22 protein-coding genes and 1 pseudogene are annotated in these 22,457 nt (G+C 66.3%); 7 read left to right on the plus strand and 16 right to left on the minus strand.

Translation table 11 applies throughout. From position 1 onward, the window contains the following. Positions 1 to 22 precede the first annotated feature (22 nt). The 3 genes from SBA_RS17705 to SBA_RS17715 are packed head-to-tail and all read right to left on the minus strand — an operon-like array spanning position 23 to position 2,657. Positions 23 to 1,279, minus strand: coding sequence for a GldG family protein (locus tag SBA_RS17705; RefSeq protein ID WP_261935359.1), 1,257 nt, complete (start codon positions 1,277 to 1,279; stop codon positions 23 to 25). 29 nt (positions 1,280 to 1,308) lie between these two features. Next, a complete protein-coding gene (locus SBA_RS17710; protein ID WP_315975815.1) occupies positions 1,309 to 1,620 on the minus strand; it encodes a hypothetical protein in 312 nt (103 codons plus the stop codon). A gap of 41 nt (positions 1,621 to 1,661) precedes the next feature. Beyond that, positions 1,662 to 2,657, minus strand: a complete 996-nt coding sequence (locus tag SBA_RS17715) for a cysteine synthase A (RefSeq protein WP_224548382.1) — start codon at positions 2,655 to 2,657, stop codon at positions 1,662 to 1,664. A gap of 218 nt (positions 2,658 to 2,875) precedes the next feature. Here SBA_RS17715 and SBA_RS17720 point away from each other — a divergent pair, with 218 nt between their 5' ends. Next, complete coding sequence (locus tag SBA_RS17720; protein ID WP_261935360.1) at positions 2,876 to 3,847, plus strand: cell wall hydrolase; 972 nt, start codon at positions 2,876 to 2,878, stop codon at positions 3,845 to 3,847. A 364-nt stretch (positions 3,848 to 4,211) separates the two neighbouring features. After that, positions 4,212 to 4,340 carry an entericidin A/B family lipoprotein gene (locus tag SBA_RS17725; RefSeq protein ID WP_056683165.1) on the plus strand — a complete coding sequence of 43 codons (129 nt, stop codon included), beginning with the start codon at positions 4,212 to 4,214 and terminating at the stop codon, positions 4,338 to 4,340. A 252-nt stretch (positions 4,341 to 4,592) separates the two neighbouring features. Here the strand turns inward: SBA_RS17725 and tatC are convergent, their stop codons facing one another. The 11 genes and pseudogenes from tatC to SBA_RS17780 all read right to left on the minus strand — a co-directional run bounded on the left by tatC (position 4,593) and on the right by SBA_RS17780 (position 13,567). Next, on the minus strand, positions 4,593 to 5,372 hold the full coding sequence (tatC, locus tag SBA_RS17730; protein ID WP_224548380.1) for a twin-arginine translocase subunit TatC: 780 nt from the start codon (positions 5,370 to 5,372) through the stop codon (positions 4,593 to 4,595). Then, positions 5,369 to 5,815 carry a Sec-independent protein translocase protein TatB gene (gene tatB, locus SBA_RS17735; protein ID WP_261935361.1) on the minus strand — a complete coding sequence of 149 codons (447 nt, stop codon included), beginning with the start codon at positions 5,813 to 5,815 and terminating at the stop codon, positions 5,369 to 5,371. The genes tatC and tatB overlap by 4 nt, the downstream gene beginning before the upstream one ends. 27 nt (positions 5,816 to 5,842) lie before the next feature. Then, positions 5,843 to 6,094, minus strand: a complete 252-nt coding sequence (locus SBA_RS17740; RefSeq protein WP_261935362.1) for a twin-arginine translocase TatA/TatE family subunit — start codon at positions 6,092 to 6,094, stop codon at positions 5,843 to 5,845. Positions 6,095 to 6,122: 28 nt separating this feature from the next. Further along, complete coding sequence (gene scpB, locus SBA_RS17745; protein ID WP_224548376.1) at positions 6,123 to 6,716, minus strand: SMC-Scp complex subunit ScpB; 594 nt, start codon at positions 6,714 to 6,716, stop codon at positions 6,123 to 6,125. Further along, positions 6,713 to 7,489, minus strand: coding sequence for a segregation and condensation protein A (locus SBA_RS17750; RefSeq protein ID WP_261935363.1), 777 nt, complete (start codon positions 7,487 to 7,489; stop codon positions 6,713 to 6,715). Before SBA_RS17750 ends, scpB begins: the two co-directional genes overlap by 4 nt. Positions 7,490 to 7,491: 2 nt before the next feature. After that, positions 7,492 to 8,504 (minus strand): annotated as a pseudogene (gene nagZ, locus SBA_RS17755) (beta-N-acetylhexosaminidase). 88 nt (positions 8,505 to 8,592) lie between these two features. Continuing rightward, positions 8,593 to 9,654 (minus strand): Rieske 2Fe-2S domain-containing protein, encoded by a 1,062-nt coding sequence (locus SBA_RS17760; RefSeq protein WP_261935364.1) that lies wholly within the window; start codon positions 9,652 to 9,654, stop codon positions 8,593 to 8,595. Positions 9,655 to 9,732: 78 nt separating this feature from the next. Continuing rightward, entirely contained in the window at positions 9,733 to 10,293 is a 561-nt protein-coding gene (locus SBA_RS17765) for a TetR family transcriptional regulator (RefSeq protein WP_261935365.1), read from the minus strand. Between the two features lie 70 nt (positions 10,294 to 10,363). Continuing rightward, complete coding sequence (locus SBA_RS17770; RefSeq protein ID WP_261935366.1) at positions 10,364 to 11,086, minus strand: SPOR domain-containing protein; 723 nt, start codon at positions 11,084 to 11,086, stop codon at positions 10,364 to 10,366. A gap of 10 nt (positions 11,087 to 11,096) precedes the next feature. Then, positions 11,097 to 12,824, minus strand: a complete 1,728-nt coding sequence (gene argS, locus SBA_RS17775) for an arginine--tRNA ligase (protein ID WP_261935367.1) — start codon at positions 12,822 to 12,824, stop codon at positions 11,097 to 11,099. A gap of 134 nt (positions 12,825 to 12,958) precedes the next feature. Continuing rightward, positions 12,959 to 13,567, minus strand: coding sequence for a hypothetical protein (locus SBA_RS17780; RefSeq protein WP_224548524.1), 609 nt, complete (start codon positions 13,565 to 13,567; stop codon positions 12,959 to 12,961). 211 nt (positions 13,568 to 13,778) lie between these two features. Between SBA_RS17780 and ispH the strand changes: the two genes are divergently transcribed. The 3 genes from ispH to rnhA all read left to right on the plus strand — a co-directional run bounded on the left by ispH (position 13,779) and on the right by rnhA (position 16,270). Beyond that, complete coding sequence (ispH, locus tag SBA_RS17785) at positions 13,779 to 14,738, plus strand: 4-hydroxy-3-methylbut-2-enyl diphosphate reductase (RefSeq protein ID WP_261935368.1); 960 nt, start codon at positions 13,779 to 13,781, stop codon at positions 14,736 to 14,738. A 3-nt stretch (positions 14,739 to 14,741) separates the two neighbouring features. After that, on the plus strand, positions 14,742 to 15,719 hold the full coding sequence (gene thrB, locus SBA_RS17790) for a homoserine kinase (RefSeq protein ID WP_261935369.1): 978 nt from the start codon (positions 14,742 to 14,744) through the stop codon (positions 15,717 to 15,719). Positions 15,720 to 15,823: 104 nt separating this feature from the next. Continuing rightward, positions 15,824 to 16,270, plus strand: coding sequence for a ribonuclease HI (gene rnhA, locus SBA_RS17795; protein WP_224548359.1), 447 nt, complete (start codon positions 15,824 to 15,826; stop codon positions 16,268 to 16,270). Between the two features lie 86 nt (positions 16,271 to 16,356). On the opposite strand, the gene SBA_RS17800 is transcribed toward rnhA, so the two are convergent. Together SBA_RS17800 and SBA_RS17805 are read right to left on the minus strand one after the other, a co-directional pair. Beyond that, positions 16,357 to 17,136, minus strand: a complete 780-nt coding sequence (locus SBA_RS17800) for a nucleotidyltransferase family protein (RefSeq protein WP_261935370.1) — start codon at positions 17,134 to 17,136, stop codon at positions 16,357 to 16,359. 100 nt (positions 17,137 to 17,236) lie between these two features. Continuing rightward, positions 17,237 to 18,721 (minus strand): M23 family metallopeptidase, encoded by a 1,485-nt coding sequence (locus tag SBA_RS17805; protein ID WP_261936786.1) that lies wholly within the window; start codon positions 18,719 to 18,721, stop codon positions 17,237 to 17,239. A gap of 272 nt (positions 18,722 to 18,993) precedes the next feature. Between SBA_RS17805 and SBA_RS17810 the strand changes: the two genes are divergently transcribed. Beyond that, positions 18,994 to 21,828 carry a helicase-related protein gene (locus tag SBA_RS17810; protein WP_261935371.1) on the plus strand — a complete coding sequence of 945 codons (2,835 nt, stop codon included), beginning with the start codon at positions 18,994 to 18,996 and terminating at the stop codon, positions 21,826 to 21,828. After that, positions 21,821 to 22,117 (plus strand): RNA-binding S4 domain-containing protein, encoded by a 297-nt coding sequence (locus tag SBA_RS17815; RefSeq protein WP_224548355.1) that lies wholly within the window; start codon positions 21,821 to 21,823, stop codon positions 22,115 to 22,117. The genes SBA_RS17810 and SBA_RS17815 overlap by 8 nt, the downstream gene beginning before the upstream one ends. Positions 22,118 to 22,457: the final 340 nt, after the last annotated feature.

Here is a 22,457-nt window from a genome sequence, read left to right on the forward strand (position 1 = left end):
GAAAAGACGGTGAAATACGGGACTAACTGGAATTGTTATCTTTCGCGCCGCCATCTTCTCCTTTTGTTCCGGGAGCCGGACCCCGCCTTTCGAGGCGGAGCAGAATCGCGCCCAATATCGCCCATATCGTCCCAGCCAGGAGCGCCCAGCGGATCGCGCGGGTGACGTCCTGCGCCTCCCGCATCCAGCGCCGGTCGCCGGGAATGGACGCCCCACCCAGCCACTGAACGACAAGGGCGGGCGTGTCGGCCACCCAATGGCGCGGGTCGAGGGGATAGGCGGGATCGGCGAGCCACAGCCGGTCGTCGAGCGGATCGGCGTCGCCCAGCAGCAGCACCGCGCCCTTGCCGATGCGCTTGCGCTGCATCAGGGCGTCGGCCGACCGCCCGGCGCCCGACAGGGTGATGAGCGGGCCGTCGGGCAGGAAATGCCGGATTTCCGCCTGATCCACTACGCCCGGTGGCGCGAACCCCCAACGGTCGAGCAGCGCGCCCAGCAGGCTGGCGGACGGCGCGCGGCGGCGATCGCCCAGCGGCAGGTCGGACGGCCAGCGCAGCAGCGGATCGGCCAGCACCAGCGCCGTGCCGCCCGCCCCCGCCCATTTGTCGATCGCGACCAGTTGCGCGGGCGTCAGCGCGCGCGGCTGGGCCAGCAGGAGTCGCCGTGCGCCCGATGCCCTGAGCTGAACCGGATCGTCGATCGGGATCACGGTGAAGCGGGTGCGCAGGAGCTTGACGATGGGCGCGTCCTGTGGCCCCGACTCGTTCCAGAAGAGCGGCAAGCCAGTGATGACGGCTAGCCTTGGACGATCCGGTACGGGCTGCAACGGTTGAGCGGGACCGCGCCAGAGGAGCAGCGCCGCCAGCACGAGGAAAATCATGCCCAGGCCCATTCGCTTCGAGCCCAGTCGAGACGTGTTCGCGCCAGGCTTCTCGCCTTCGCTCGAAGCGAACGGGGAGTGGCGCAGCGCCGCCCCGCCAAAAACGGCCAGCAGCGCGACGGCCAGCAGCCCCAGCGCCGCCATGCCATCCGGCGCGCGGCGCGCGACCACCGTGCAGAAGAGCAGCGCCATCCCGACGCCACCCATCCCCACCCAGGTCAGCATCGCCGGGCCGCGCCGCGCCAGCAGCAGGCCCGCGCCCGCCAGCAGCAACGCCATCGGCAGGCCCCAGTCCCAGGGATCGGCCTGCCCGGTCAGCCAGGCGCGCCAAAGGCCGATCAGGACAATCGCCAGCGGCGGCAGCCAAAGCCACAGGAATCGTTTCAGCCCCGCCATCATCGGCGGCGATCCCGGCCCGGCTGCATCGCTCAGCGCTGCTGCTGCGCGGGGTCGCGGTCCATGGGCTTGCGGATATTGGGATCGGGCTGAAGGTCGGGCACGATCGGCGCCTGTTCCGGCGCGGGCTGCACGCCCAGCTCGGCCAGCGGATCGCGCGGCGACACGGCATTGCCGTTCGTGCTGAGCGTCGGCACCACCGGCGGCGGCAGCGCGGCATCGTCCATCCGCGCCTTTTCGATGACGATATTGGCCAGGCCCACCAGCAGCACCACACCCGCCAGACCGGTCAGGCCGATCTGGACGCGCTGTAACCCTTCCTGTCGGCGGGGCGTTTCAGCCATGGTGACGCTCTGGACCTCTTCGCCGCGACCCGTGTCGGCGGTCATGCAGTCTGCGCGAGCCAGGGGAATACCGTCAAGCCCTTAGATTCCAGCCACTGCCGGTTGTAGAGGGTCGACAGATAGCGGAAGCCGGTGTCGCACAGGATGGTCGCAATCCGCTTGCCCGGCCCGAGCTCCCGCGCGAGCGCCACCGCGCCCGCGACGTTGATGCCCGAAGACAGGCCCAGGCACAGCCCTTCCTCGCTCAGCAGGCGGCGCACCCACTCCATGCCGTCCGCGTCGGAAATGCGGAACTGCGTGTCGATCGGCGCACCTTCCAGATTGGCGGTAATCCGCCCCTGGCCGATCCCCTCGGCCACCGACGACCCTTCGGACTTCAATTCGCCCGTCGCATAATAGCTGTAGAGCGCGGCGCCATGCGGATCGCTGAGCGCGATGGTGATCGCCTCATCCTTGGCTTTCAGGCCCAGGCCCACGCCCGCGATCGTGCCGCCGGTGCCGGCCGCGCAGGTGAAGCCGTCGATCCGGCCGTCCATCTGGGTCCAGATTTCCTCGGCCGTGCCGACGATATGCGCCTTGCGGTTGGCGATATTGTCGAACTGGTTGGCCCAGATCGCCCCTTCCGTCTCTTCGGCCAGTCGGCGGGACGTATGGACGAAATGGCCGGGGTTGGAATAGGGGGCGGCCGGCACCGTGACCAGCTCCGCACCGAGCGCGCGCAGCGTGTCCATCTTCTCGCGGCTCTGCGTTTCGGGCATGACGATGATCGTCTTGTAGCCCTTCGCATTGGCGACCAGCGCCAGGCCGATGCCGGTATTGCCCGCCGTCCCCTCGACGATGGTGCCACCGGGCTGGAGCAGCCCCTTTGCCTCGGCATCGTTGACGATGAACAGCGCCGCCCGGTCCTTGACCGAGGCGCCGGGATTGGCGAATTCGCACTTGGCGAAAATGTCGCAGCCCGTCTCTTGCGAAGGGCCGGCGAGGCGCACCATCGGCGTGTTGCCGATCAATGCGAGACTATTGGGTTGAAGCAGCATGACACCCGCATAGCGGAGCGGGCGCGACTTTGCCAAGCAAGGGAATGATGCCGACGCGAAAGCGGCCATTTCATCGCCCCGTCAATCTTTGCCCGGTTAATCTTTTCACCCTCCGGCGTCCCATCGCGGCACAGGCCAAATGCATAGAGGAAAGGAAAAGAAAATTGGGCTAAGGGCGGGTTGGGCGACATGGGGTCGCGCGACGACTAGGGCTTGGCATGGGTTTTCTTGCGCAGTTGCAGGGGTGGAAGGGCCATGGCGCGATCGCCCTGATCGCGCTGCTGCTGCTCGTCGCGCCGCGCCTGATCACCGCCGCGCCGCTCGACATGCTGGATGGCGAACAGAGCCGGTCGCTGGCCGATCCGGCCGAGGATTCGGGCGCGAACTTCCCCGGCTCCGCCTTTTTCTACGCCGAAGGCGCGTTCGATCCGGTGCCCGGCGTCGCCACGGTGCAGAGCGAACATGTGCTGGGCCTGGACGAAGCCAAGGCCGCGCCCGCCATGGTCTTTCGCGGCCTCACCGGCCTCGACAGCTATCGCGCGCTCAACTGCCTGACCTCCGCCATCTATTATGAAGCCGCCAACGAACCCGATGACGGCCAGCGCGCGGTGGCGCAGGTGGTGCTGAACCGCGTGCGCAGCCCGCTCTGGCCCAATACGGTCTGCGGCGTCGTCTATCAGGGGTCGGAACGCACCGACTATAAATGCCAGTTCACCTTCAGTTGCGACGGCGCGATGGCCCGGATGCCGGCCGCCGCCGCCTGGGTCCGGGCGCGGCGCGTGGCGGGAGACGCACTGGCGGGCAAGGTCTATGCCCCCGTTGGCCTCGCCACCCATTATCACACGCTGGCGGTACGCCCCCTATGGTCCTCCAGCCTGCAGGCCGTGGCGGTGATCGGCGCGCATATCTTCTATCGCAATCCCGGCTTCAACGGCACGGCCGCCGCCTTTTCGGACCCTTATCTTGGGCGCGAGACGATTTCGGGACCGGCGCGCACCAGTTGGCCCGCGCGCCCGGTGCAGCCGGTCGAGATGCTGGCGACACCCTATACGCCGCCCGCCCCGACCCCGGCGCCGGCCGCGCCGCGCACCGGCTGGACGCCCGCACCGTCGCTCCAGCCCGCCGATGACGGCCTGCCGGAATCCACCATCCGGCCGGAATATCGCAACAGCGGCCGCCCACTCATTTGACGTATGTTTTTGCCCGAAACGCCACTTTCTTGCGGTTAACGATCCGGTGATCATCGAAGTGACTGGAAAAAAAGCATATTAAAAAATGCTTTTTTCGGCGCCGAACGGGAACCGATTTGCGCGATGGCGGGTTCTACATTCCGGATAGCAAATCTTTTGCCCCCCGCTCTTGCTATCCAAAAAATATGAGCCCGGATCGCTTCCCCCCCCCGACGCGTTCCGGGCTCAGAATTTTTCCGGGGCTTTCCCCTTTGAAATCATTATTCTTTTCGCCTGCGGAACGTATCCGTGCAGCGCGGGTTCTTGCTTCGTCACTGCGATGGCGTCGCCATCCGGTCACAGATTTTGACGAGGAGATTTTCCGATGACGAAGAAGATTCTGGCCGCCGTGCTGCTCACCGGATCGCTCATGGTTGCCGCGTGCAACACGGTCGAAGGCGCAGGCCGCGACGTGCAGAGCGCTGGCAAGGCCGTGGAAAAATCCGCGAACTAAGGGTCGCGCAGACTTTCGGTTTACTACCCCGCTCCCTAGCATGGCCCGCCCGTCAAACGGCGGGCCTTTTTTTGGGGTGGAGATGAGGTGGAATAATGGGTTTGGGCCACCTCTTAAGCATCGTCACCCTGAACTTGTTTCAGGGTCCATTTGTCCAAATGGGACAAGGCTTTTGGCGCACCATGGATGCTGAAACACGTTCAGCATGACGAAGTGAAATGTCGGCAATCCGCCAGACAACCCAGCACCGGCTCAGGCCGAGGCCTCCTCCGCCGCTTCCACTTTCGCCGCCCTGCGATCGGTAAACCAGATCGCGACGATGGTGATTTCATAAAGCAGCAGCAGCGGGATCGCGAGCATCAGCTGCGACACCACATCGGGCGGCGTCAACACGGCGGCCAGGATGAACGCCGCAACGATCATGTAGCGGCGCAACCCGATCAGTTGCGCCCGGGTGACGAAACCGGCGCGATTGAGCAGCATCAGCAGCACCGGCATCAGGAAACTGATCCCAAAGGCCAGGATGAACTGCATGACGAGGCCGAGATAGGCGTCCGCGCTGGGCAGCGCTTCGACCGATAGGCCGCTGCTGTTGCCTTGAAACTCCAGGAAAAAGTGGAAGGCGGTCGGCATCACCACGAAATAGGCGAGGCTCGCGCCCATCGCGAACAGGAAGGGCGTCGCCAGGATGAAGGGCAGCAGCGCCTTCTTTTCCTTGGCATAGAGACCCGGCGCGACGAAAGCCCAGAGCTGGTTGGCGATGATCGGGAAGGACAGGCAGAAGGCGCCGAAGAACGCGATCTTCACCTGCACGAAAAAGGCTTCGTACAACTTGGTGTAGACCAGCTTGCCACCGCCGTCGCCGAACGCTTCCTTGAGCGGATGGACCAGGATCGCAAACAGCTGTTCGGAAAAATAGAAGCAGATCGCCCCGGTCGCCACCAGCGCATAGACGCATTTGAGCAAACGGCCGCGCAGCTCGATCAGATGGTCGAGCAAGGGCGCCTTGCTGTCGTCGATATCCCCGATCATGCCGCTGCGTCACCCTTGTGCGGCGGGGTACCAAGCTCCGCCGACGCCTCCGCTACATAGGGCGGACCGTCCGCCGCCGCGGGCGTCACGGGGGCCGATTCGGCGACGAAAAGCGGCTTTTCGGCCGGCGTTTCCGCCACATAGGGAGGCTTGTCGCCAGCATCCGCTTCGTCCGGCGCCGGCAGCGCTTCGGGCGGGGCGACTTCGGGCGGATGCTCGTCCATGATCCGCTTGTTCTGCGCCGCCCACTTCTTTTCCAGCTCTTCCAGCTCCACTTCGCGCACCATGGCGTCGATGCCGGTGCGGAAATGGCGGGCCATGCCCTGCGCCTTGCCGACGATCTGCCCCACCTTGTACAAGGCGCGCGGCAGATCCTTCGGCCCGATCACGATCACGGCGATGATCACGATCACCAGAAATTCGGACGAATCGATACCAAACATGCGGGACTACCGGCCTGCGCTAGAGGATCAGGCCTTGGTCTTTTCTTCGGACGCCGTCGTCGCACCCGGCGCGTCCTGCTCGGGCACGCGATGGCCTTCCAGGCGCGTCGCGGGCTTGGCAGGCGTCACATCGTCGTCGCTGTCGTCGGCCATGCCCTTCTTGAAGCTCTTGATGCCCTTGGCCACGTCGCCCATCAGGCCGGATATGCGACCGCCGCCGAACAGCAGCATGACCACCAGGAGCACGATCACCCAGTGCATCAGCGAAAAGGAACCCATCTTTCAATACTCCTAGCAGAAGGCCTATCTAGGCGTCTTCCTCGTCATTTTCCACAACGGATTGGCCGCCCAGACCCTCCAGCGCCAAATCGACCGGGTCGAGCAGGCCGGCAGCGCGCAGATCGTCCATTCCCGGAAGGTCGCGCCGGCTGCTAAGCCCGAAATGTGACAGAAAATCTACGGTCGTCGCATAGATGAGCGGCCGCCCCGGCACTTCGCGCCGTCCGGCGGGGCGCACCCAGCCCGCTTCCATCAGCACGTCGAGCGTGCCCTTGGCCACCTGCACCCCGCGGATCGCCTCGATTTCCGCGCGGCTCACCGGCTCGTGATAGGCGATGATCGCCAGCGTCTCCATCGCCGCGCGCGACAATTTGCGCGGCTCGTCCTTTTCGCGACGCAGGATATGGGCGAGGTCGCTCGCGGTCTGGAAATGCCATCGGCCGCCCCGCTCGACCAGATTGACGCCCCGTCCGGCATAATGGTCGGCCAGCGCGCCAAGCGCCGCGTCGAGGTCGCCGCCCTCCCCCACATGCAGCTTGATCTCGGCCGGCGTCAGCGGCGTTTCCGCCACGAACAGCGCGGCCTCCACCGCGCGCAGGAAGTCGTCGGGTTCCGCGGTCATGCCAAAGCATCCTGATTCGGCGTGGCGGCACGCAAATAGAGCGGCGCGAAAATGCCGTCCTGCTGCATCTCCAGCCGCCCCTGCCGCGCCAGTTCCAGCGCCGCGACGAAACTGCTGGCAAGCGCCGACTTCGCCTTGGGCGTATCCAGATCGGGCGGCAGGAAGGATTCGAGCCGGGTCCAGTCGAGCGCCGAGCCCACCAGCGCGCCCACTCGCTGGATCGCCTCGTCCAATGTCATCACCGGCCGCACCGCGATGATGTGGACCGCCGGTTGGGTGCGGGCGCGAATCTGGCCATAGGACTGGATCAGGTCGTAGAGGCTGGCCCGCCACAGCGCCTTCTTGACCAGCCGCAGCCCTTCGGGCTTGCGCCGGGCGAAGACATCGCGGCCGACCCGGTCGCGCGCCATCAGCCGGGCAGCCGCATCGCGCATGGCGTGGAGCCGCTGGAGCCGCAGTTGCAGCCGCAGCGCCAGGTCTTCGGGGCTGGGATCGGCCTGTTCCTGCCGCGGCAGCAGCAGCGAGGATTTGAGATAGGCGAGCCAGGCCGCCATCACCAGATAATCCGCCGCCAGTTCCAGCCGCAATTCCCGCGCGCCGTCGATGAAATCGAGATATTGTTCGGTCAGCGCGAGGATGGAAATCTCGCGCAGATCGACCTTCTGCGTCCGCGCCAGGCTGAGCAGCAGGTCGAGCGGCCCTTCCCAGGCGTCGAAGCTGACGGTCAGCGTTTCCGGGCTGGGGATGGCAGGCGCGATGAAGAGATCGTCCACTGTCAGGCCGCCACAAGTCCCAGCAGTGAATCCCGCGTCGCCAGCAAATCCGCGATCGGAGGCTGGTCCGCCCCCGCGCGACCGACGCCATCGCCCGGTCGAGCCGCGCGCGCGCCTTGTCCGTAATCTCCGGCAACAGCGCCGCGATCCCGACCATATCGTCCATCCGGCCCCAGCAGTTGAGCGCCAGATCGCATCCCGCCGCGACCACGCCAGCGGCAAGGTCGGGTATGCTGCCCTTCAGCGCCTTCATGTCCAGATCGTCGGACATGAGCAGCCCGTTGAAGCCGATCCGCTGCCGGATGATCTCGCCGATGATCGTCGGCGACAGGCTGGCGGGGCGCTGCGCATCCCATTCGGTATAGACGACATGGGCGGTCATCCCGATCGGCGCCTGGTTGAGCGTGCGGAACGGCGCCAGGTCGGTTTCCAGCGCGTTGAGATTGGCGGTCACCACCGGCAGGTCGAGATGGCTGTCGACCATCGCCCGGCCATGGCCCGGCATATGCTTGACGATGCCGACCACGCCGCCTTCAGCCAGCCCCTCCAGCGTGGCGCGGCCCAGCGCCGCGACGCGCATCGGGTCGGCGCCCAGCGTGCGGTCGCCCATGATGTCGCTCGCGCCCTCCTGCCGCACGTCCAGCAGCGGCAGCGCATCGACGGTGATGCCGGCTTCCGCCAGAGTCAGCGCGATGGCGCGGGCATTGGCGCGCGCCGCCGCGATCGCACTGGACGGGGCAAGATCGTAGAGCCGGTCGAACTGCGCGCCCGCCGGGAAGCTGGGCCACACCGGCGCCTGCATCCGCGCCACCCGGCCACCTTCCTGATCGATCATGATCAGCAGGTCGTCGCGCCCATGCAGCCCGCGCAGCTCGTCGGTCAGCGCGCGCAACTGCGCCCGATCGGCGATATTGCGCTTGAACAGGATGTAACCGGCGGGCTGCGCCTCCGCAAAGAAGGCGCGCTCGTCGCCGGTCAGGGTTTCGCCGGACAGACCGAAGATGACGGGTTTCATGGGCGGCAGACTAGCGCCCCTAACGCGCGCTGTCGAAGCAGAATCGCCATGGCCGCCATAATCGACGGCAGCCGTGGCGTGGCCTTTGTCAGGCCGGTAGTGGCTCGGCAGCCACGGCGCGTTCGGCGTCCATCATCGCCTGTAGCATCCGCCGACCCTCCACTGCGTTGCGATCGGTCTTGATCAGCAGCTCGTCGGGATTTTCGCCGATCACCGCCAGCATCTTCTCAATCTCCTCGGTGGCGAACTTGTCCTCCTCCAGCACCGGGCGCAGATAGTCGAACATGAAATCCATCCCCGCGTCATCCTCGGAGGCCATGGCGAAGAAATAGATGCAACTTCCGTGCGTCGCAGGCGTCACAGCGTGAAAGACCCGGCTGGTTACGATAGTTTCGCCCGGATGCTCGGCATGATCCTGGGGATAGGCCATATCGCCGATGCCGGCATGGAAGCCGGGCAGGTAGAAGTCCATTCCCGTCACCCGGTCGATCTTGCCGGCATAGCGCCCCGCGGCCGCCATCACCGCCGGCGCATCCGCATTACGCATCGTGCGGCGGCAACTCAGGAAACCCGGTCTCTTGGTAAGCACTTCGGGGGCCGACGCGTTTTCGGCCGTGCCGATGCTGCTGGCATGGAGATAAGCCAGGTGCGATAGGTCCAGCAGATTGTCGTTGAGCAATTGATAGCGCCCCAGCACCTCCTGCACATAGAAAGGCCGCGCGACCATGCCGGGCGCGGTGACGCCGATCTCGTCCAGATCGGGCAGCAGCGATATATCCGCCTTGTCCGCATCCCCCATCCAGATCCACGCCCACAGCCCATGTTCAACCAGGGGATAGCTGGGTATGCGATAGGCGCGCGGCACGACATTCTGGCTGGGGATATCGACGCACTGGCCATCGGCCCCGAAGGCGATGCCATGATAGCCGCAGACGATCGTGTCGCCGGTCAGGCAGCTTTTGCCGAGCGGAAAATGCCGGTGCGGGCATCGCCCGCCTACCGCGACCGCTTCGCCATCTTCCTTGCGATAGAGGACGACCGGCTGGTTGAGAATCGTGCGCGCGATCAGTTCGCGCCCCAATTCGTTGCGGAAGGCCGCGACATACCAGCCGTTGCGAACCGCGAAGCTGCCTTCCCGAAATGGATACATATGCGCCTCTCCCTGTATCACGGGCCGCGCGATTTTGGCGCTGGCCCCGATCAAACTAACGATGTTAGACTAACACTGTTAGTTTTCAGGGTCAATGGTGTGATCGAACCCGCGCAGCAAGGCGTCCAGCCCCTGCGCAAAGGCCGTATCGATCGATATATGGGCTTGTAAATAGGCCGTATTCGGGCCTTGGGCAAAGCTGGTCCAGCCGGTGACGAACGCCTGAACCGACGCCTGCATCGACAAAGCCTGTGGCGCGCTCAAACCCAGTGCGGTTAAGGGCGCGAGGACGGCGTGCTCCATCCGCACCAGAACCGCCTCGTCCTGCGCCGTCATCAGGATCAACCGTCCGGCGTCGCGCATGTCCTTCTGCGCCCGCCACAGCCCCCGACCGAACGCACGCAACCAGTCATGCCAATGCTCGCCCGGCGGAATGCGCGCCAGACAATCGACGAACACGCTCTCCGCCAGCAATGCCAGCAGCGCATTCTTGTCCGCGACATGCCAATAGAGAGAGGGTGCCTTCACATCGAGCCGCGCGGCCAGTTTGCGCAGGCTCAGTTGATCCAGTCCCTGTTCGTTGAGAAGGTCCAGAGCAGCAGCGGCGATGCTATCGCGGGTCAGTTTCTTGTCGGCCATGACAGCTTGTCGATCAGGCGGACGTCCTTGTCCACCCGATCGCCATCCCACCTGCCCGGCCGACACGCCTTTAATTGACGACCAGGCAGCTTTCGCCAGCGACCTTGAGCTTGCCGCAGATCATGCTCGCCTGGCTCCCGGCGCTCGCGCGCAGGCGATAGACGGTGCCGCCGCCGACCTGCGCCGGCTCCACCGTCATGGCGAGCGGGGCGAGATAGGCAAAGCGCTTGGACAGCTTGGTCCAGGCATCCTTGGCGCCTGACGCGCTGCCATAGGCGCCGAGCTGGATCATCGCGCCACCGGCAGCCGCCTTGGGCGCTTGCGCCGGGCGGACGCCGGTTTCGTCGGTCACGCGCGCGGTCACGCTGGCGGCCGGCTTGTTCGGAGCGGCTGGCGCAGGACCGGCGGGCGCAGGCGCTGTCTTGGCGATCGGCGCTTCGGGCACCCGGCTCGGGTCGATGCGGCCATCGCGCTGCACACCTTCGCTGGCGGCGAAGCTGGCATCGCCTTCGCCATCGAACTTCTTGGCGTCGGCCTCGTTGGCGGCGATCTTGTAATCCTGCGTCGGCGCGGCGATCAACCGCCCCTCGCCAGCGCCACCGCCGCCATTGCGGTTCTGCATCCACCAGACGCCCGCCACCACCGCGCCGATCAGCGCAAGGCCAAGCAGGATCAGGCCCAGCAGCCGCAGCGGCGAGATCGGTTCGTCACCGTCGTCGTCGATAGCCGGCTCCAGCCAGGGCAGACGATCCTCATCGTCCAGATCCAGTCGCCCACGCGCATAATCGCTCATTTCCCGCGCCTCACTGCATTTCCGTCAGGGCCGCAACGCCCATGAGCGCCAAGCCGTTGCGGATAATCTGCCCTATTCCTTGGGCGAGGAAAAGCCGCGTGGCGGTCAGCGCCGGATCGTCGGCCACTATGACGCGCGCGCGCGGATCGTCGTTGCCCATATTCCACCAGCCATGGAAGGCGGAGGCCAAGTCATTGAGATAGAAGGCAACGCGATGCGGTTCGCGGGCCAGCGCCGACCCTTCCACCACCCGCGGGAACTGCGCCGCCAGCTTGACGATCGCCAATTCCGCCGTCCCAAGAAGGGACAGGTCGGGCGCCGGCAGGACGATCCCGGCCTCTTCCGCCCGCCGGCCGAGCGAGGCAATGCGCGCATGGGCGTACTGGACATAGAAGACCGGATTGTCCTTCGACGCCTCCACCACCTTGGCGAAGTCGAAATCCATCTGCGCATCGGCCTTGCGCGTCAGCATGGTGAAGCGGACCACATCCTTGCCCACTTCCTGCACGACATCGGCCAGCGTCACGAAATTGCCAGCCCGCTTGGACATCTTCACCGGCTCGCCGTCGCGCAGCAGGCGGACCATCTGGATAAGCTTCACGTCGAACCGTGCCTTGCCCTCGGTCAGCGCGGCGACGGCGGCCTGGATGCGCTTGACCGTACCGGCATGGTCCGCGCCCCAGATATCGATCAACTGGTCGGCGGACTGCGCCTTCTGGTAATGATAGGCCATGTCGGCGCCGAAATAGGTCCATGACCCGTTCGACTTCTTGATCGGCCGATCCTGATCGTCGCCGAACTTCGTCGAGCGGAACAGCGGCAGTTCCACCGGCTCCCAGTCGTCGGGCAGTTCGCCCTTGGGCGCTTCCAGCACGCCGTCATAGACCAGGTCATGCGCGCGCAGCCAGGCTTCGGCCTCGTCCGGCTTCCCCGCCGCCTGCAACTCGGCTTCGGACGAGAAGATGTCGTGATGGATGCCCAGCAGCGCCAGATCGTCGCGGATCATGTCCATCATCTTCGCCACCGCGAAGGTGCGGAAGGTCACGAGCCAGTCGGCTTCAGGGGCGCCGACGAACCGGTCGCCATATTCGGCGGCCAGCGCCTGTCCCACCGGCACCAGATAATCGCCGGGATACAGGCCTTCGGGGATCGCGCCGACATCTTCGCCCAGCGCTTGCGCGTAGCGCAGATGCGCCGACCGGGCGAGCACGTCCACCTGCCCGCCCGCATCGTTGATATAATATTCGCGCGTCACCTTGTGCCCGGCATATTCCAGCAGCGTGGCGAGCGCATCGCCCACCACCGCGCCGCGGCAATGGCCCATATGCATGGGGCCGGTCGGGTTGGCCGACACATATTCGACATTGACGGTCACGCCCTGCCCGATGTCGGACCGGCCATAATCGGCGGCATCGGCATGGATCGCGGCCAGCTCCGCGCGCCAGGTCGGATCGGTGAGCGTCAGGTTGATGAAGCCGGGACCGGCGATCGCCGCGCTCTCAACCTCGTCCAGCGCCTGCAACTTCGTCACGATCGCATCGGCCAGCGTGCGCGGATTGGTGCCCGCAGGCTTGGCCAGCACCATCGCGGCGTTGGTGGCCAGGTCGCCATGGCTGGGGTCGCGCGGCGGCTCGACCGTCACCGGCTTGCGATTGAGACCGGCGGGCAGCACGCCCTCGGCCTCCAGCGCGTCCAGCACGGCGTCGAGATGGGCGGTGAAACGGGTGTAAAGGGACACGGGCATTTCCTTCAACGTCCGTTCGCCCCGAGCGAAGTCGAAGGGCCTGGCAGAGCCGAAGGCGAAGCCACTTCGCTCCGCTCAGTGCCGGGCTTCGACTTCATCTCAGCCCGAACGGAGATAATTTAGCGGGCTTAACGGGTCGCGTTATATCGGAGCTGATCCTGGGTCAGGTTGAAACCCACGAGCAGCTCGAAGCTGGTTCGCTGCAGCGCCGCCTTGACGTCGGGCTGGGCGAAGGGATCGATCGCGGCGTCGGCGTCGCCGGCCTTGCGCTTCTGCGTGATCTTGGTCTGGATCTCGGCGGGCAGCGTGGCCGCCGCCTTGTTCACATAGGAACCGGCCTTGGCCTGCGCGCTGGCGCGATAATCGCCCGCCGCGAAGTTTAGCGTCACTTGGCCGACGCGCTTGGCGACGACATTGGTGCCGGCCTGCACCACGGCGGAGAAATAGGGCAAGGTCACCTGCCGCGCCGCGCTGGCGTCGCTACGCCGCGCATTCACGGTGAAGGTCGCTTCGGTATAGAATTGATCGCTCTCCGCGCAGGTCGAGCGCAGATTGGTGATTTCCGCCACCACGTCGATCGCCGCCGCGTCGGTGCGGCCTGGAGCGCTAAAGAGCGTGATGTCGCCAGTCTGCGCCGGGATCGCCGCTGTCGGGCAGGCCGAACGCACCGCGACGATGCCGCCGGTCGCGTCGATCTCGCCCCGGCGCGAACAGCCGGCCAGAGCGAGGGCCAGCATGGCAGTCACGGCGATATGAGACACTTTCACAGGCAGATATTCCTTCGCACGGGCCGACGGGCCAGAAGCTCCGCGCTTTCCTTATCCATCCGCCGCCCGCCACGCAACCGCCCATCCCTTCAACACATAAAGACGCGGCTTTCCGATCCGCGCCTTCCATCTGGCCGGTTCGCTCTTTCTTCCGGCCGCACATTCGCCTAAGCGGCAGGGCATGACGCACGCGCTCTCCGCCCGCCCGCCGATGAAGCTCCTGATCGCCGCGCCGCGCGGCTTTTGCGCCGGGGTCGATCGCGCGATCATCATCGTCGAAAGGGCGATCGAGGCCTATGGCGCGCCGGTCTATGTCCGCCACGAAATCGTCCACAACAAGTTCGTCGTCGACGGGCTGAAGGCGAAGGGCGCGATCTTCGTCGAAAGCCTTGACCAGGTGCCCGACGGCGTGCCGGTCGTCTTTTCCGCCCATGGCGTGCCCAAGGCGGTCCCGGCCAAGGCCGAAGCGCGTGGCCTGTCCTATCTCGACGCTACCTGCCCGCTGGTCAGCAAGGTCCATCGCCAGGCCGAAAGGCAGGTCGCGGCGGGCCGCCACATATTGTTCATCGGGCATAAGGGCCACCCGGAGGTGATCGGCACCTTCGGCCAGGTGCCCGACGGCACGATGACCCTGATCGAAACGGTCGAGGATGCCGAAGCCTTCACGCCCGCCGACCCCGACAATCTCGCCTTCCTGACCCAGACGACGCTGTCGGTGGACGATACCGCCGCAATCGTCGCCACGCTGGAACGCCGCTTCCCCACCATCGCCGCACCCAAGGGCGAGGATATCTGCTACGCGACGTCCAATCGCCAGACCGCGGTGAAGGCGATCGCCGCCCGCTGCCAGGCGCTCTACGTCATCGGCGCGCCCAACAGCTCCAACTCTCTTCGGCTGGTGGAAGTGGCGGAGCGCGAAGGCACCCCCGCCCGTCTGATTCAGCGCGCCAGTGAGATCGACTTCGCCTGGCTGGACGGCGTGACCACGCTGGGCCTGACCGCAGGCGCCTCCGCGCCGGAGATATTGGTGCGCGAAGTGGTCGACCGGCTGGCGGAACGCTTCACCGTCGAGGAAGAGCAGGTGGAAACCGCGCGCGAGACGATCGCCTTCAAGCTGCCCCGCGGACTGGAGGCCGCCTGAACCATGGCCGTCTACACCCATGTTCCCGCCGAAGAGATCGACGCCTTCCTCACCCGCTACGACGCCGGCCGGCTGGTATCGGCCAAGGGCATCGCCGAAGGGGTGGAGAACAGCAATTACTTGCTGGAAACCACCGGGGCGGACGGAAGCGGCCATCGCTACATCCTGACGCTCTACGAAAAGCGGGTGGATGAGGCGGACCTGCCCTTCTTCATGGACCTGCTCGATCATCTGGGCGCGCGCGGTTGCCTCGTGCCCCGCTTCATCGCCGATCGCGAAGGCCGCCGACTCCAGCAGCTTTCCGGCCGCCCCGCCTGCCTGATCGAATTTCTGACCGGGATCAGCGTCACCGAACCCACCCCCGGACAGGCGCGCGCCGCCGGCGTGGCGCTGGGCGAATTGCACAAGGCGGCGCAGGGATTTGCGGGCGAACGACGCAACGCCCTCGACGTCGCCGGCTGGCACGCGCTGGCGGCGAAATGCGGGGGGGATTTCGACCGGATCCAGCCCGGCCTTGCCGCGCGCGTGGTCGAGGAACTGGCATTTCTCGACGCCCATTGGCCCGCCGACCTGCCCCGGTCGGTGATCCATGCCGACCTTTTCCCCGACAATGTGCTGATGCTGGGCGAAGAGGTGACCGGCCTCATCGACTTTTATTTCAGTTGCACCGATATCCGCGCCTACGACCTGGCCGTCACCCACAGCGCCTGGTGCTTCAGCAATGACGGCGCGACCTGGTATGGCGCGCGCGGCGCGGCGATCGGTGCGGGTTATGCGCAGGCCCATGGGCTGAGCGAAGCCGAACGCGCCGCCTTCCCGACCCTGTGCCGCGGCGCGGCTTTGCGCTTCCTGCTGACCCGCGCCTATGACTGGATCAACACCCCGGCCGACGCGCTCGTGACGCGCAAGGATCCGCTCGCCTATCTGCGCCGGCTGGATTTCTACGCCAGCGCCGACACGTCGGCGCTGCTGGGTCAATAATTGCAAGCCGTTCGGGCTGAGCCTGTCGAAGCCCTATTCTTCTCAGAAGAAAGGAAAGCGCTTCGACAAGCTCAGGGCCAGCGGAAATATAGGTTTTCGTTTCCATGACCGACCTCCCCACCGTAGACATTTTCACCGACGGCGCCTGCAAGGGCAATCCCGGTCCGGGCGGCTGGGGCGCGGTGCTGCGCTTTGGCGATACCGAAAAGGAGATTTCCGGCGGCGAGGCGCAGACGACCAACAACCGCATGGAGATGATGGCGGCGGTCGAGGCGCTCAACCTGCTCAAGAAACCGTGCAAGGTCACGCTCTACACCGACAGCAAATATGTGCTGGACGGCATCACCAAATGGATTTTCGGCTGGCAGAAGCGCGGCTGGCGCACCGCCGACAACAAGCCGGTCAAGAATGTCGAAATCTGGCAATTGCTGGTGAAGGCGATCGCCCCCCATCAGGTGACCTGGCAATGGGTCAAGGGCCATGCCGGCCACCCGGAAAATGAGCGCGCCGATGCGCTCGCCTGCGCCGCGGCGGAGAGCTTTCGACGGTGACAGGCCTACCGTTCGTATCGAGCGCAGTCGAGAAATAGAAAAGGCCGCGTGTTCCCGCGAAGGCGGGAACACGCGGCGCTTTTCACTTACCCCCGCAGAATCGCCTCGATCAGCGTCACGTCCGCCGGCTTGTCGGCATCGATGCACGCTTCCGGGCTGTCCATTGCCACTAGCCGCGCGGTCAGGCCGAATTTACGTCCGATCCGCGCCATGCCGCCGCGCAGCGTCAACACCCGCAACAGGGCGCCCAGCAGGGCGAAAGGCCCGAACGCGGCCAATATCTTCCACCCCTTTTTGCGGTCCTGTTCCACCTCCTGCCACAGCGCGATCACCGGGCGGGCCTTCTTGCTGCCGAACCAGAAAATGTTCGCGCCCGACCACCAGCCATCGCGGAATTTGAGCCAGGTCCGCCGCGAATCGGGATAGCGCGCCAGCAATGTCGCCCGTTCCACCATGGCGACGGCGATGTCCGCACCGCCGGCTTCCGCCACGAACTGGTCGAGCATCGTCCGGTCGAGCAGCACATGGTCCGCCGTGGTCAGCAGGATCGGAAACGGCAGGTCGTCCCGCTCCAGCAACGCCAGCAGCGACGAGGCGATCCCCTGCCCGCCCGTCTCGAACCGCACGCGCGGATGGTCGGCCAGCCAGGCGGTAGCCGGATCGGCGGCGAAGACGTCGGGCCGCTGCGTCAGAACGATCACCTGCCCGATCGCGGGATGGTCGAGCAGCGCGCGGGCGGGGCGGTTGATCATCGGTTCGCCCCCGACCGGAACCAGCGGCTTGACCGGCACCCCGGCGGCGGTGGCCAGCGGATCGGCGATGGGGCGTGCGCCCGCGAGCAGGATGGCGGTGATGGAACCAGTCATCGCCGCGCCCTAGAACATTCTGAAGTCGGCTGGAACAGACGACGACTCGCAGAATGCGGAAAAACAGGAAAAGCGGAGCGGGCGGCGTGCGAAAAGCCGCTTATTTGCCCGCCGCCGCCGGAGCCGCCGCGGCCTTTTGCGCGAACGCCTCGTGGATTCCCACGCGCAGCCCCTGATATTGCGCCAGCCGCGCCCGGAACGCCGCCAGCTCCGCCCCCGCCAGTTGCGCGGTGGTGGTGAACTTCACCGACAGCGGATTGACCGTCGCGCCGTTGCGATACAGTTCATAATGGAGATGCGGCCCGGTCGACAGGCCGGTGGAGCCGACATAGCCGATCACCTGGCCGCGTCGCACCCGCTGGCCCGGCGCCGCGGCGATGCGGCTCATATGCGCATAGCCGGTGGCGAGGCCGCCGCCATGCTGGATGCGGACATAATTGCCATGGCCGCCATGCCGCCCGGCAAAGGCGACCACGCCGTCGGTGACGGCATAGATGGGGGAGCCATAGCGGGCCGCGAAGTCGATGCCCGCGTGCATCCGCGTATAGCCCAGGATCGGATGGCGGCGCTGGCCATAGCCCGACGACATGCGCCCGGCGACCGGGGCGGACAGCACGCCGCGCCGCTCGCCCACGCCCGACGCCTCGAACCATTCGGTCCGCCCGTCCCTGGTCCATTTGAGCATATCGACCGACTTGCCGCGCGCACGCTTCAGCCCGGCATAGAGCAGGTCGCCCACCTCCACGTCGCCGGTTTCGGCACGCCGATATTCGGTGACGATATCATAGCGATCGCCAGCGCCGATGCCGCCCAGATCGACCTGCCCCGCGATCACCCGCAGGAAGGCCTGCACCGCCTTGGGCGGCGCGCCCGCCGCACGGGCGGAGCGATAGATGCTGTCGCCGACCACGCCCTGGATGCGCAGCGGCGTATTGTCGACGCGGATCGGGATGCGCTTGACCGACAGCACGCCGCCCGCCCGCGTCAGTTCCAGCGCCAGGTCGAGCCGTGCGCGAAACGCCAGCTTGTCGAGCGGCCGGGGCCGGTCGCGGCTCACGCGGCGGCCCAGGATGATGTCGAGCGCGGTGCCAGGCTTCACACCGTCGCTGATGTCGCCGCCGACCATGGCGGCGATGGTCGCCACGTCGCCGCTGCTGACCCCGGCGCGCGACAGCGCGCGGCCCAGCGTGTCGCTGCTGCCGATCTGGGCGCTCAGTTCGATCTGGGGCCGTTCGGGCGTTTCACGCAATGGCTGCACCGCATCGGTTGCGCCCATATGCCGGCCGCTGTCCGCACCCAGCGCGAGCGGCGTCATCATCTGGCTGCGCACTTCGTCATAATGCGCGTCGTCCAGGCGCGCGCCGGGCAGGCCGGGAATCGGCTGGAAACCGGGTGAGAGATAGAGGGCGGTGGCGCACAGGCCGAAACAGGTGAAAAGACCACGAAACCAGGTGAGGCTGCCCACCCGCTCGGCGAGGTCCGGGACCAGCTCGACCTCATCGGCCCAGTCGCGCAACCGTGCCCGCCAATCCTTCGGCGCCGCCATGGGCGCACGGCCCAGCGCATCGGCCATCCACAGCGACATGGATGCGCCGCCCTGCTGCGACCCGAACTGGCTTTCCTGAAACAAACCCGCGACCCCAAAGGCATTGTTATCATTGCTGCGCCGGCAACGTCCCCCGCGCCATGCGTGGGCGGGACTGTTGTGAACGCACAGGGTTAAAGTCAAATAAAGACGTTGCGATGACATCGCCCCCTGCGACGAAGCGTGTCTATCGCCGGACGGGCGCGCGCCGATCAATGGAACCGGCGAATCCCCTTGCTCCCTGCGCCGTCCTCCCCGACAGAGGGCTGACCATGGTCCAGTTCGCCCGTTCTCCCATCACCGCCGTTCTGGGCCCCACCAATACCGGCAAGACCCACCTCGCCGTCGAACGGATGTGCGGCCACAGCAGCGGCATGATGGGCTTCCCTCTCCGTCTGCTGGCGCGCGAAGTCTATGACCGGGTGGTCGCGATCAAGGGGCCGGCGCAGGTCGCGCTCATTACCGGCGAGGAAAAGATCGTCCCGCCCCAGGCCCGCTATTTCCTGTGCACGGCCGAATCGATGCCCATCGACGCAGGCCGGCAGGCCGGAAGCGCGCAAAAGAACATCACAGGCCGGCAGGCAGGAGGCGCGCCTAATGATTTGAAGGATTATGCCTTCGTCGCGCTGGACGAAGCGCAACTGGGCGCTGACCCGGAGCGCGGACATATCTTCACCGACCGGCTGCTGCGCGCGCGCGGACGGGAGGAAACGATGATCCTCGGTTCCGCCAGCATCAGCCGTGTGGTCAAATCGCTGGTCCCCGATATCGAGATTATCGGCCGTCCCCGCTTCTCAACCCTCTCCTATGCGGGCGCGAAGAAGCTTTCCCGCCTGCCCAAACGCTCCGCCATCGTCGCCTTCTCCGCCGAGGAAGTCTATGCCGTCGCCGAAATGCTGCGGCGCTTTCGCGGCGGCGCGGCGGTGGTGATGGGCGCGCTATCCCCCCGCACCCGCAACGCGCAGGTGCAGATGTTCCTCAATGGCGACGTCGATTATCTGGTCGCGACCGACGCGATCGGCATGGGCCTCAACCTCGACGTCGCCCATGTCGCCTTCGCCTCGCTGCGCAAGTTCGACGGTCGCCGCACCCGCCGCCTGACCGTCAGCGAAATGGCGCAGATCGCCGGACGCGCGGGCCGCCATCACAAGGACGGCACCTTCGGCAGCCTGGGCGGCGAAGATAGCGACGCCGCCTTCACGCCTGAGGAGATCGAAGCGATCGAGGCGCATCGCTTCCCGCCAATCGAGCAACTCTTCTGGCGCGACGGCACGCCCCGCACCGACCGGCTCGACCTGCTGATCGCCGATCTGGAGGAACGGCCCGACCGCCCCGAACTGCGCGCCGCGCCGCAGGCGGTGGACCTGGCCGTGCTTAAGCGGCTCGCCGAAGACCCGTTGGTGATCGAGCGGGTGCGGACCAAACGCCAGGTCGAACGGCTCTGGGCCGCCAGCAGCCTGCCCGATTTCCAGAAACTGGGCGCGGACCACCATGCCCGCGCCGTCAGCCGCATCTGGCGCTTCCTGTCGGAGGGGAACGGTTACATTCCCCGCGACTGGTTCGCGCAGAATCTGGCGCGACTCGATTCGGTGCAGGGCGACATCGACACGCTGTCGGGCCGGATCGCAGCGGCGCGGACATGGTCCTATATCGCCCACCGCCCGGACTGGCTGGAATATCCCGCCGAGATGGCGGAGCGCACCCGCGCGCTGGAGGAAAAACTGTCCGATGCGTTGCACGCCGCGCTGACGCAGCGTTTCGTGGACCGGCGCACCTCGGTCCTGCTGCGCGATATCGGGCAGAATGCAAGCAACCTGCCGGTGACGGTGGACCCGGATGGGCGCGTCTGTGTCGATGGCGAGACGATCGGAAAACTTGACGGCTTCCGATTCTCGGTCGATCCCGCTACGCGACATCAGGATCGAAAGATGTTGCTGGCGGCCGCGGAACGGCGCCTTGGAAAGGTATTGCGAGTGAAGGCAGACGAACTGGTGGGCGCGGCGGATACGGATTTCGCGCTCATGGACGAAGCGGGACAGGCCCCACGCATCGCCTGGGGCGAAACGCCGGTGGCGACGCTGCTGGCGGGGCCAGCCCTGCTCGCGCCCGAAATTCGGCTGGATCGCGCGATTCTCGATCTGGATCAGGACATCCAGAAGCAGGTCGCCGCCCGCCTGGCCGCCTGGTTCGACGCGCAGAAGCAGAAGCATCTCCTGCCGCTGGTCAAGATGAACGACAGTGCGCTCGACCCCGAAGTGCCCGCCGTGGTCCGCGCCGTGTTCGCGCAACTGGGCGATGCGGGCGGCGTTATCGCGCGGATCGACCTCGATTCGGCGCTCGGCCATCTCGACAAGGACCAGCGCCACCTGCTGCGCAAGGCGGGCGTCGATATCGGCGTGCTCGACATCTATCATCCCGGCCTGTTGAAGCCGGGCGCGGCGCGCTGGCGCTCCGCCCTGCTGGCCGCGCGCATCGGCAAGCCCTGCCTGCCGCTGCCCGCTGCCGGCCTGACGTTGATTCCCGCGGGCGAGAAGTTCGAACAGATGGGCGCGCGCATCGCCGGCTTCCGCGGCTTTGGCGACCAGATGCTGCGCATCGACATGGCCGAACGCATGGCGCGCACCGCGCATGAAACCATCGCCAGGAACGAAGCCTTCACCCATGTCAGCCCGCAGATCGTGTCGCTGGGCCTGTCCGAACCCTCGTTCCTGCAACTGATGCGCCTCGCCGGCTTCCGCCCGGTCGAAGCGCCAACGCCGAAACCGGCCGCAGAAACGGTCGCGCCCGTGGAAGCGAGCGAAGGCCGAGAACCGGCCGAAGGCGCAGAGCCCGCCGAGCCCGTCGAGGCCCCGACCGTCAATGCGGCGAACTGGGTGTTCAAGGGTCGGCAGAAGCCGCGCCCCGAACGGGCGCAGCAATCGCGCGGCCCGCGCCGCGCCGACAAGCAGGGCGACGGCCCATCCAGCGATGGCAAGCGCGGTGGCGGCAAGTCCGGCGGAGAGCGCCAACAGCGCGATCGCGCGGGCGCCCCGGCGCATCGCAGCAGCCCCGCCCCGGTCAACAACGCCTTTGCGGAACTCGCCGACCTGCTCGGCCGCAATGGCTGACCCGGTGACCGGCATCGGCCATGGGCCGACGCTGCGCATCGATAAATTGCTCTGGTTCGCCCGGCTGTCCAAAAGCCGTTCGGCGGCTCAGAAACTGGCCGAGGACGGCCATATCCGCCTCAACGGCCGCCGCATCGAACGCGCCCACGCGCCGGTGCGCGCGGGCGACCTCATCACCTTCCCCCATGGCGACGCCGTGCGCGTGGTGCGCGTGATCCAGCTCCCCACCCGCCGCGGCCCCGCCCCCGAAGCGCAAGCCTGCTACGAGGAACTGACGGTCGGCGCGTGAGCGGGACAGATCAGGCACCGTTTCGTCAGCCATCGACCAGAATCGGACATATAAGCATCGTCACCCTGAACTTGTTTCAGAGTCCATTCCTCTGGATAGAGCAATGGTTTATTCGGCTCGATGGATGCTGAAACAAGTTCAGCATGACGCCGTGGGGAATGTCGCCTTCCCACCCTAATCAGCCATGTCGCGCCTTCCCCAATCGTCTGTCCTACACCCCCGGATTGCCCTATGGTGCCATCCGGCTCCTTCCCATGGTCTATCCCGCCCCACCGCCAGCCAGCACGGCTGGCGGACAATTCGCCGTGAAAATTTCGCCATAGGCGACATGCAAGAAGTT

The organism is Sphingomonas bisphenolicum (genome assembly GCF_024349785.1).
Lineage (GTDB): Bacteria > Pseudomonadota > Alphaproteobacteria > Sphingomonadales > Sphingomonadaceae > Sphingobium > Sphingobium bisphenolicum.

Excerpts from the sequence above, each read along its gene's own strand:
- SBA_RS17705 (WP_261935359.1), bottom strand. The coding sequence starts at position 1,279 with ATGATGGCGGGGCTGAAACGATTCCTGTGGCTTTGGCTGCCGCCGCTG.
- SBA_RS17710 (WP_315975815.1), bottom strand. The coding sequence starts at position 1,620 with ATGGCTGAAACGCCCCGCCGACAGGAAGGGTTACAGCGCGTCCAGATC.
- SBA_RS17715 (WP_224548382.1), bottom strand. The coding sequence starts at position 2,657 with ATGCTGCTTCAACCCAATAGTCTCGCATTGATCGGCAACACGCCGATG.
- SBA_RS17720 (WP_261935360.1), top strand. The coding sequence starts at position 2,876 with ATGGGTTTTCTTGCGCAGTTGCAGGGGTGGAAGGGCCATGGCGCGATC.
- SBA_RS17725 (WP_056683165.1), top strand. The coding sequence starts at position 4,212 with ATGACGAAGAAGATTCTGGCCGCCGTGCTGCTCACCGGATCGCTCATG.
- tatC (WP_224548380.1), bottom strand. The coding sequence starts at position 5,372 with ATGATCGGGGATATCGACGACAGCAAGGCGCCCTTGCTCGACCATCTG.
- tatB (WP_261935361.1), bottom strand. The coding sequence starts at position 5,815 with ATGTTTGGTATCGATTCGTCCGAATTTCTGGTGATCGTGATCATCGCC.
- SBA_RS17740 (WP_261935362.1), bottom strand. The coding sequence starts at position 6,094 with ATGGGTTCCTTTTCGCTGATGCACTGGGTGATCGTGCTCCTGGTGGTC.
- scpB (WP_224548376.1), bottom strand. The coding sequence starts at position 6,716 with ATGACCGCGGAACCCGACGACTTCCTGCGCGCGGTGGAGGCCGCGCTG.
- SBA_RS17760 (WP_261935364.1), bottom strand. The coding sequence starts at position 9,654 with ATGTATCCATTTCGGGAAGGCAGCTTCGCGGTTCGCAACGGCTGGTAT.
- SBA_RS17765 (WP_261935365.1), bottom strand. The coding sequence starts at position 10,293 with ATGGCCGACAAGAAACTGACCCGCGATAGCATCGCCGCTGCTGCTCTG.
- SBA_RS17770 (WP_261935366.1), bottom strand. The coding sequence starts at position 11,086 with ATGAGCGATTATGCGCGTGGGCGACTGGATCTGGACGATGAGGATCGT.
- SBA_RS17780 (WP_224548524.1), bottom strand. The coding sequence starts at position 13,567 with ATGCTGGCCCTCGCTCTGGCCGGCTGTTCGCGCCGGGGCGAGATCGAC.
- ispH (WP_261935368.1), top strand. The coding sequence starts at position 13,779 with ATGACGCACGCGCTCTCCGCCCGCCCGCCGATGAAGCTCCTGATCGCC.
- thrB (WP_261935369.1), top strand. The coding sequence starts at position 14,742 with ATGGCCGTCTACACCCATGTTCCCGCCGAAGAGATCGACGCCTTCCTC.
- rnhA (WP_224548359.1), top strand. The coding sequence starts at position 15,824 with ATGACCGACCTCCCCACCGTAGACATTTTCACCGACGGCGCCTGCAAG.
- SBA_RS17800 (WP_261935370.1), bottom strand. The coding sequence starts at position 17,136 with ATGACTGGTTCCATCACCGCCATCCTGCTCGCGGGCGCACGCCCCATC.
- SBA_RS17805 (WP_261936786.1), bottom strand. The coding sequence starts at position 18,721 with ATGTCGCTGTGGATGGCCGATGCGCTGGGCCGTGCGCCCATGGCGGCG.
- SBA_RS17810 (WP_261935371.1), top strand. The coding sequence starts at position 18,994 with ATGGTCCAGTTCGCCCGTTCTCCCATCACCGCCGTTCTGGGCCCCACC.
- SBA_RS17815 (WP_224548355.1), top strand. The coding sequence starts at position 21,821 with ATGGCTGACCCGGTGACCGGCATCGGCCATGGGCCGACGCTGCGCATC.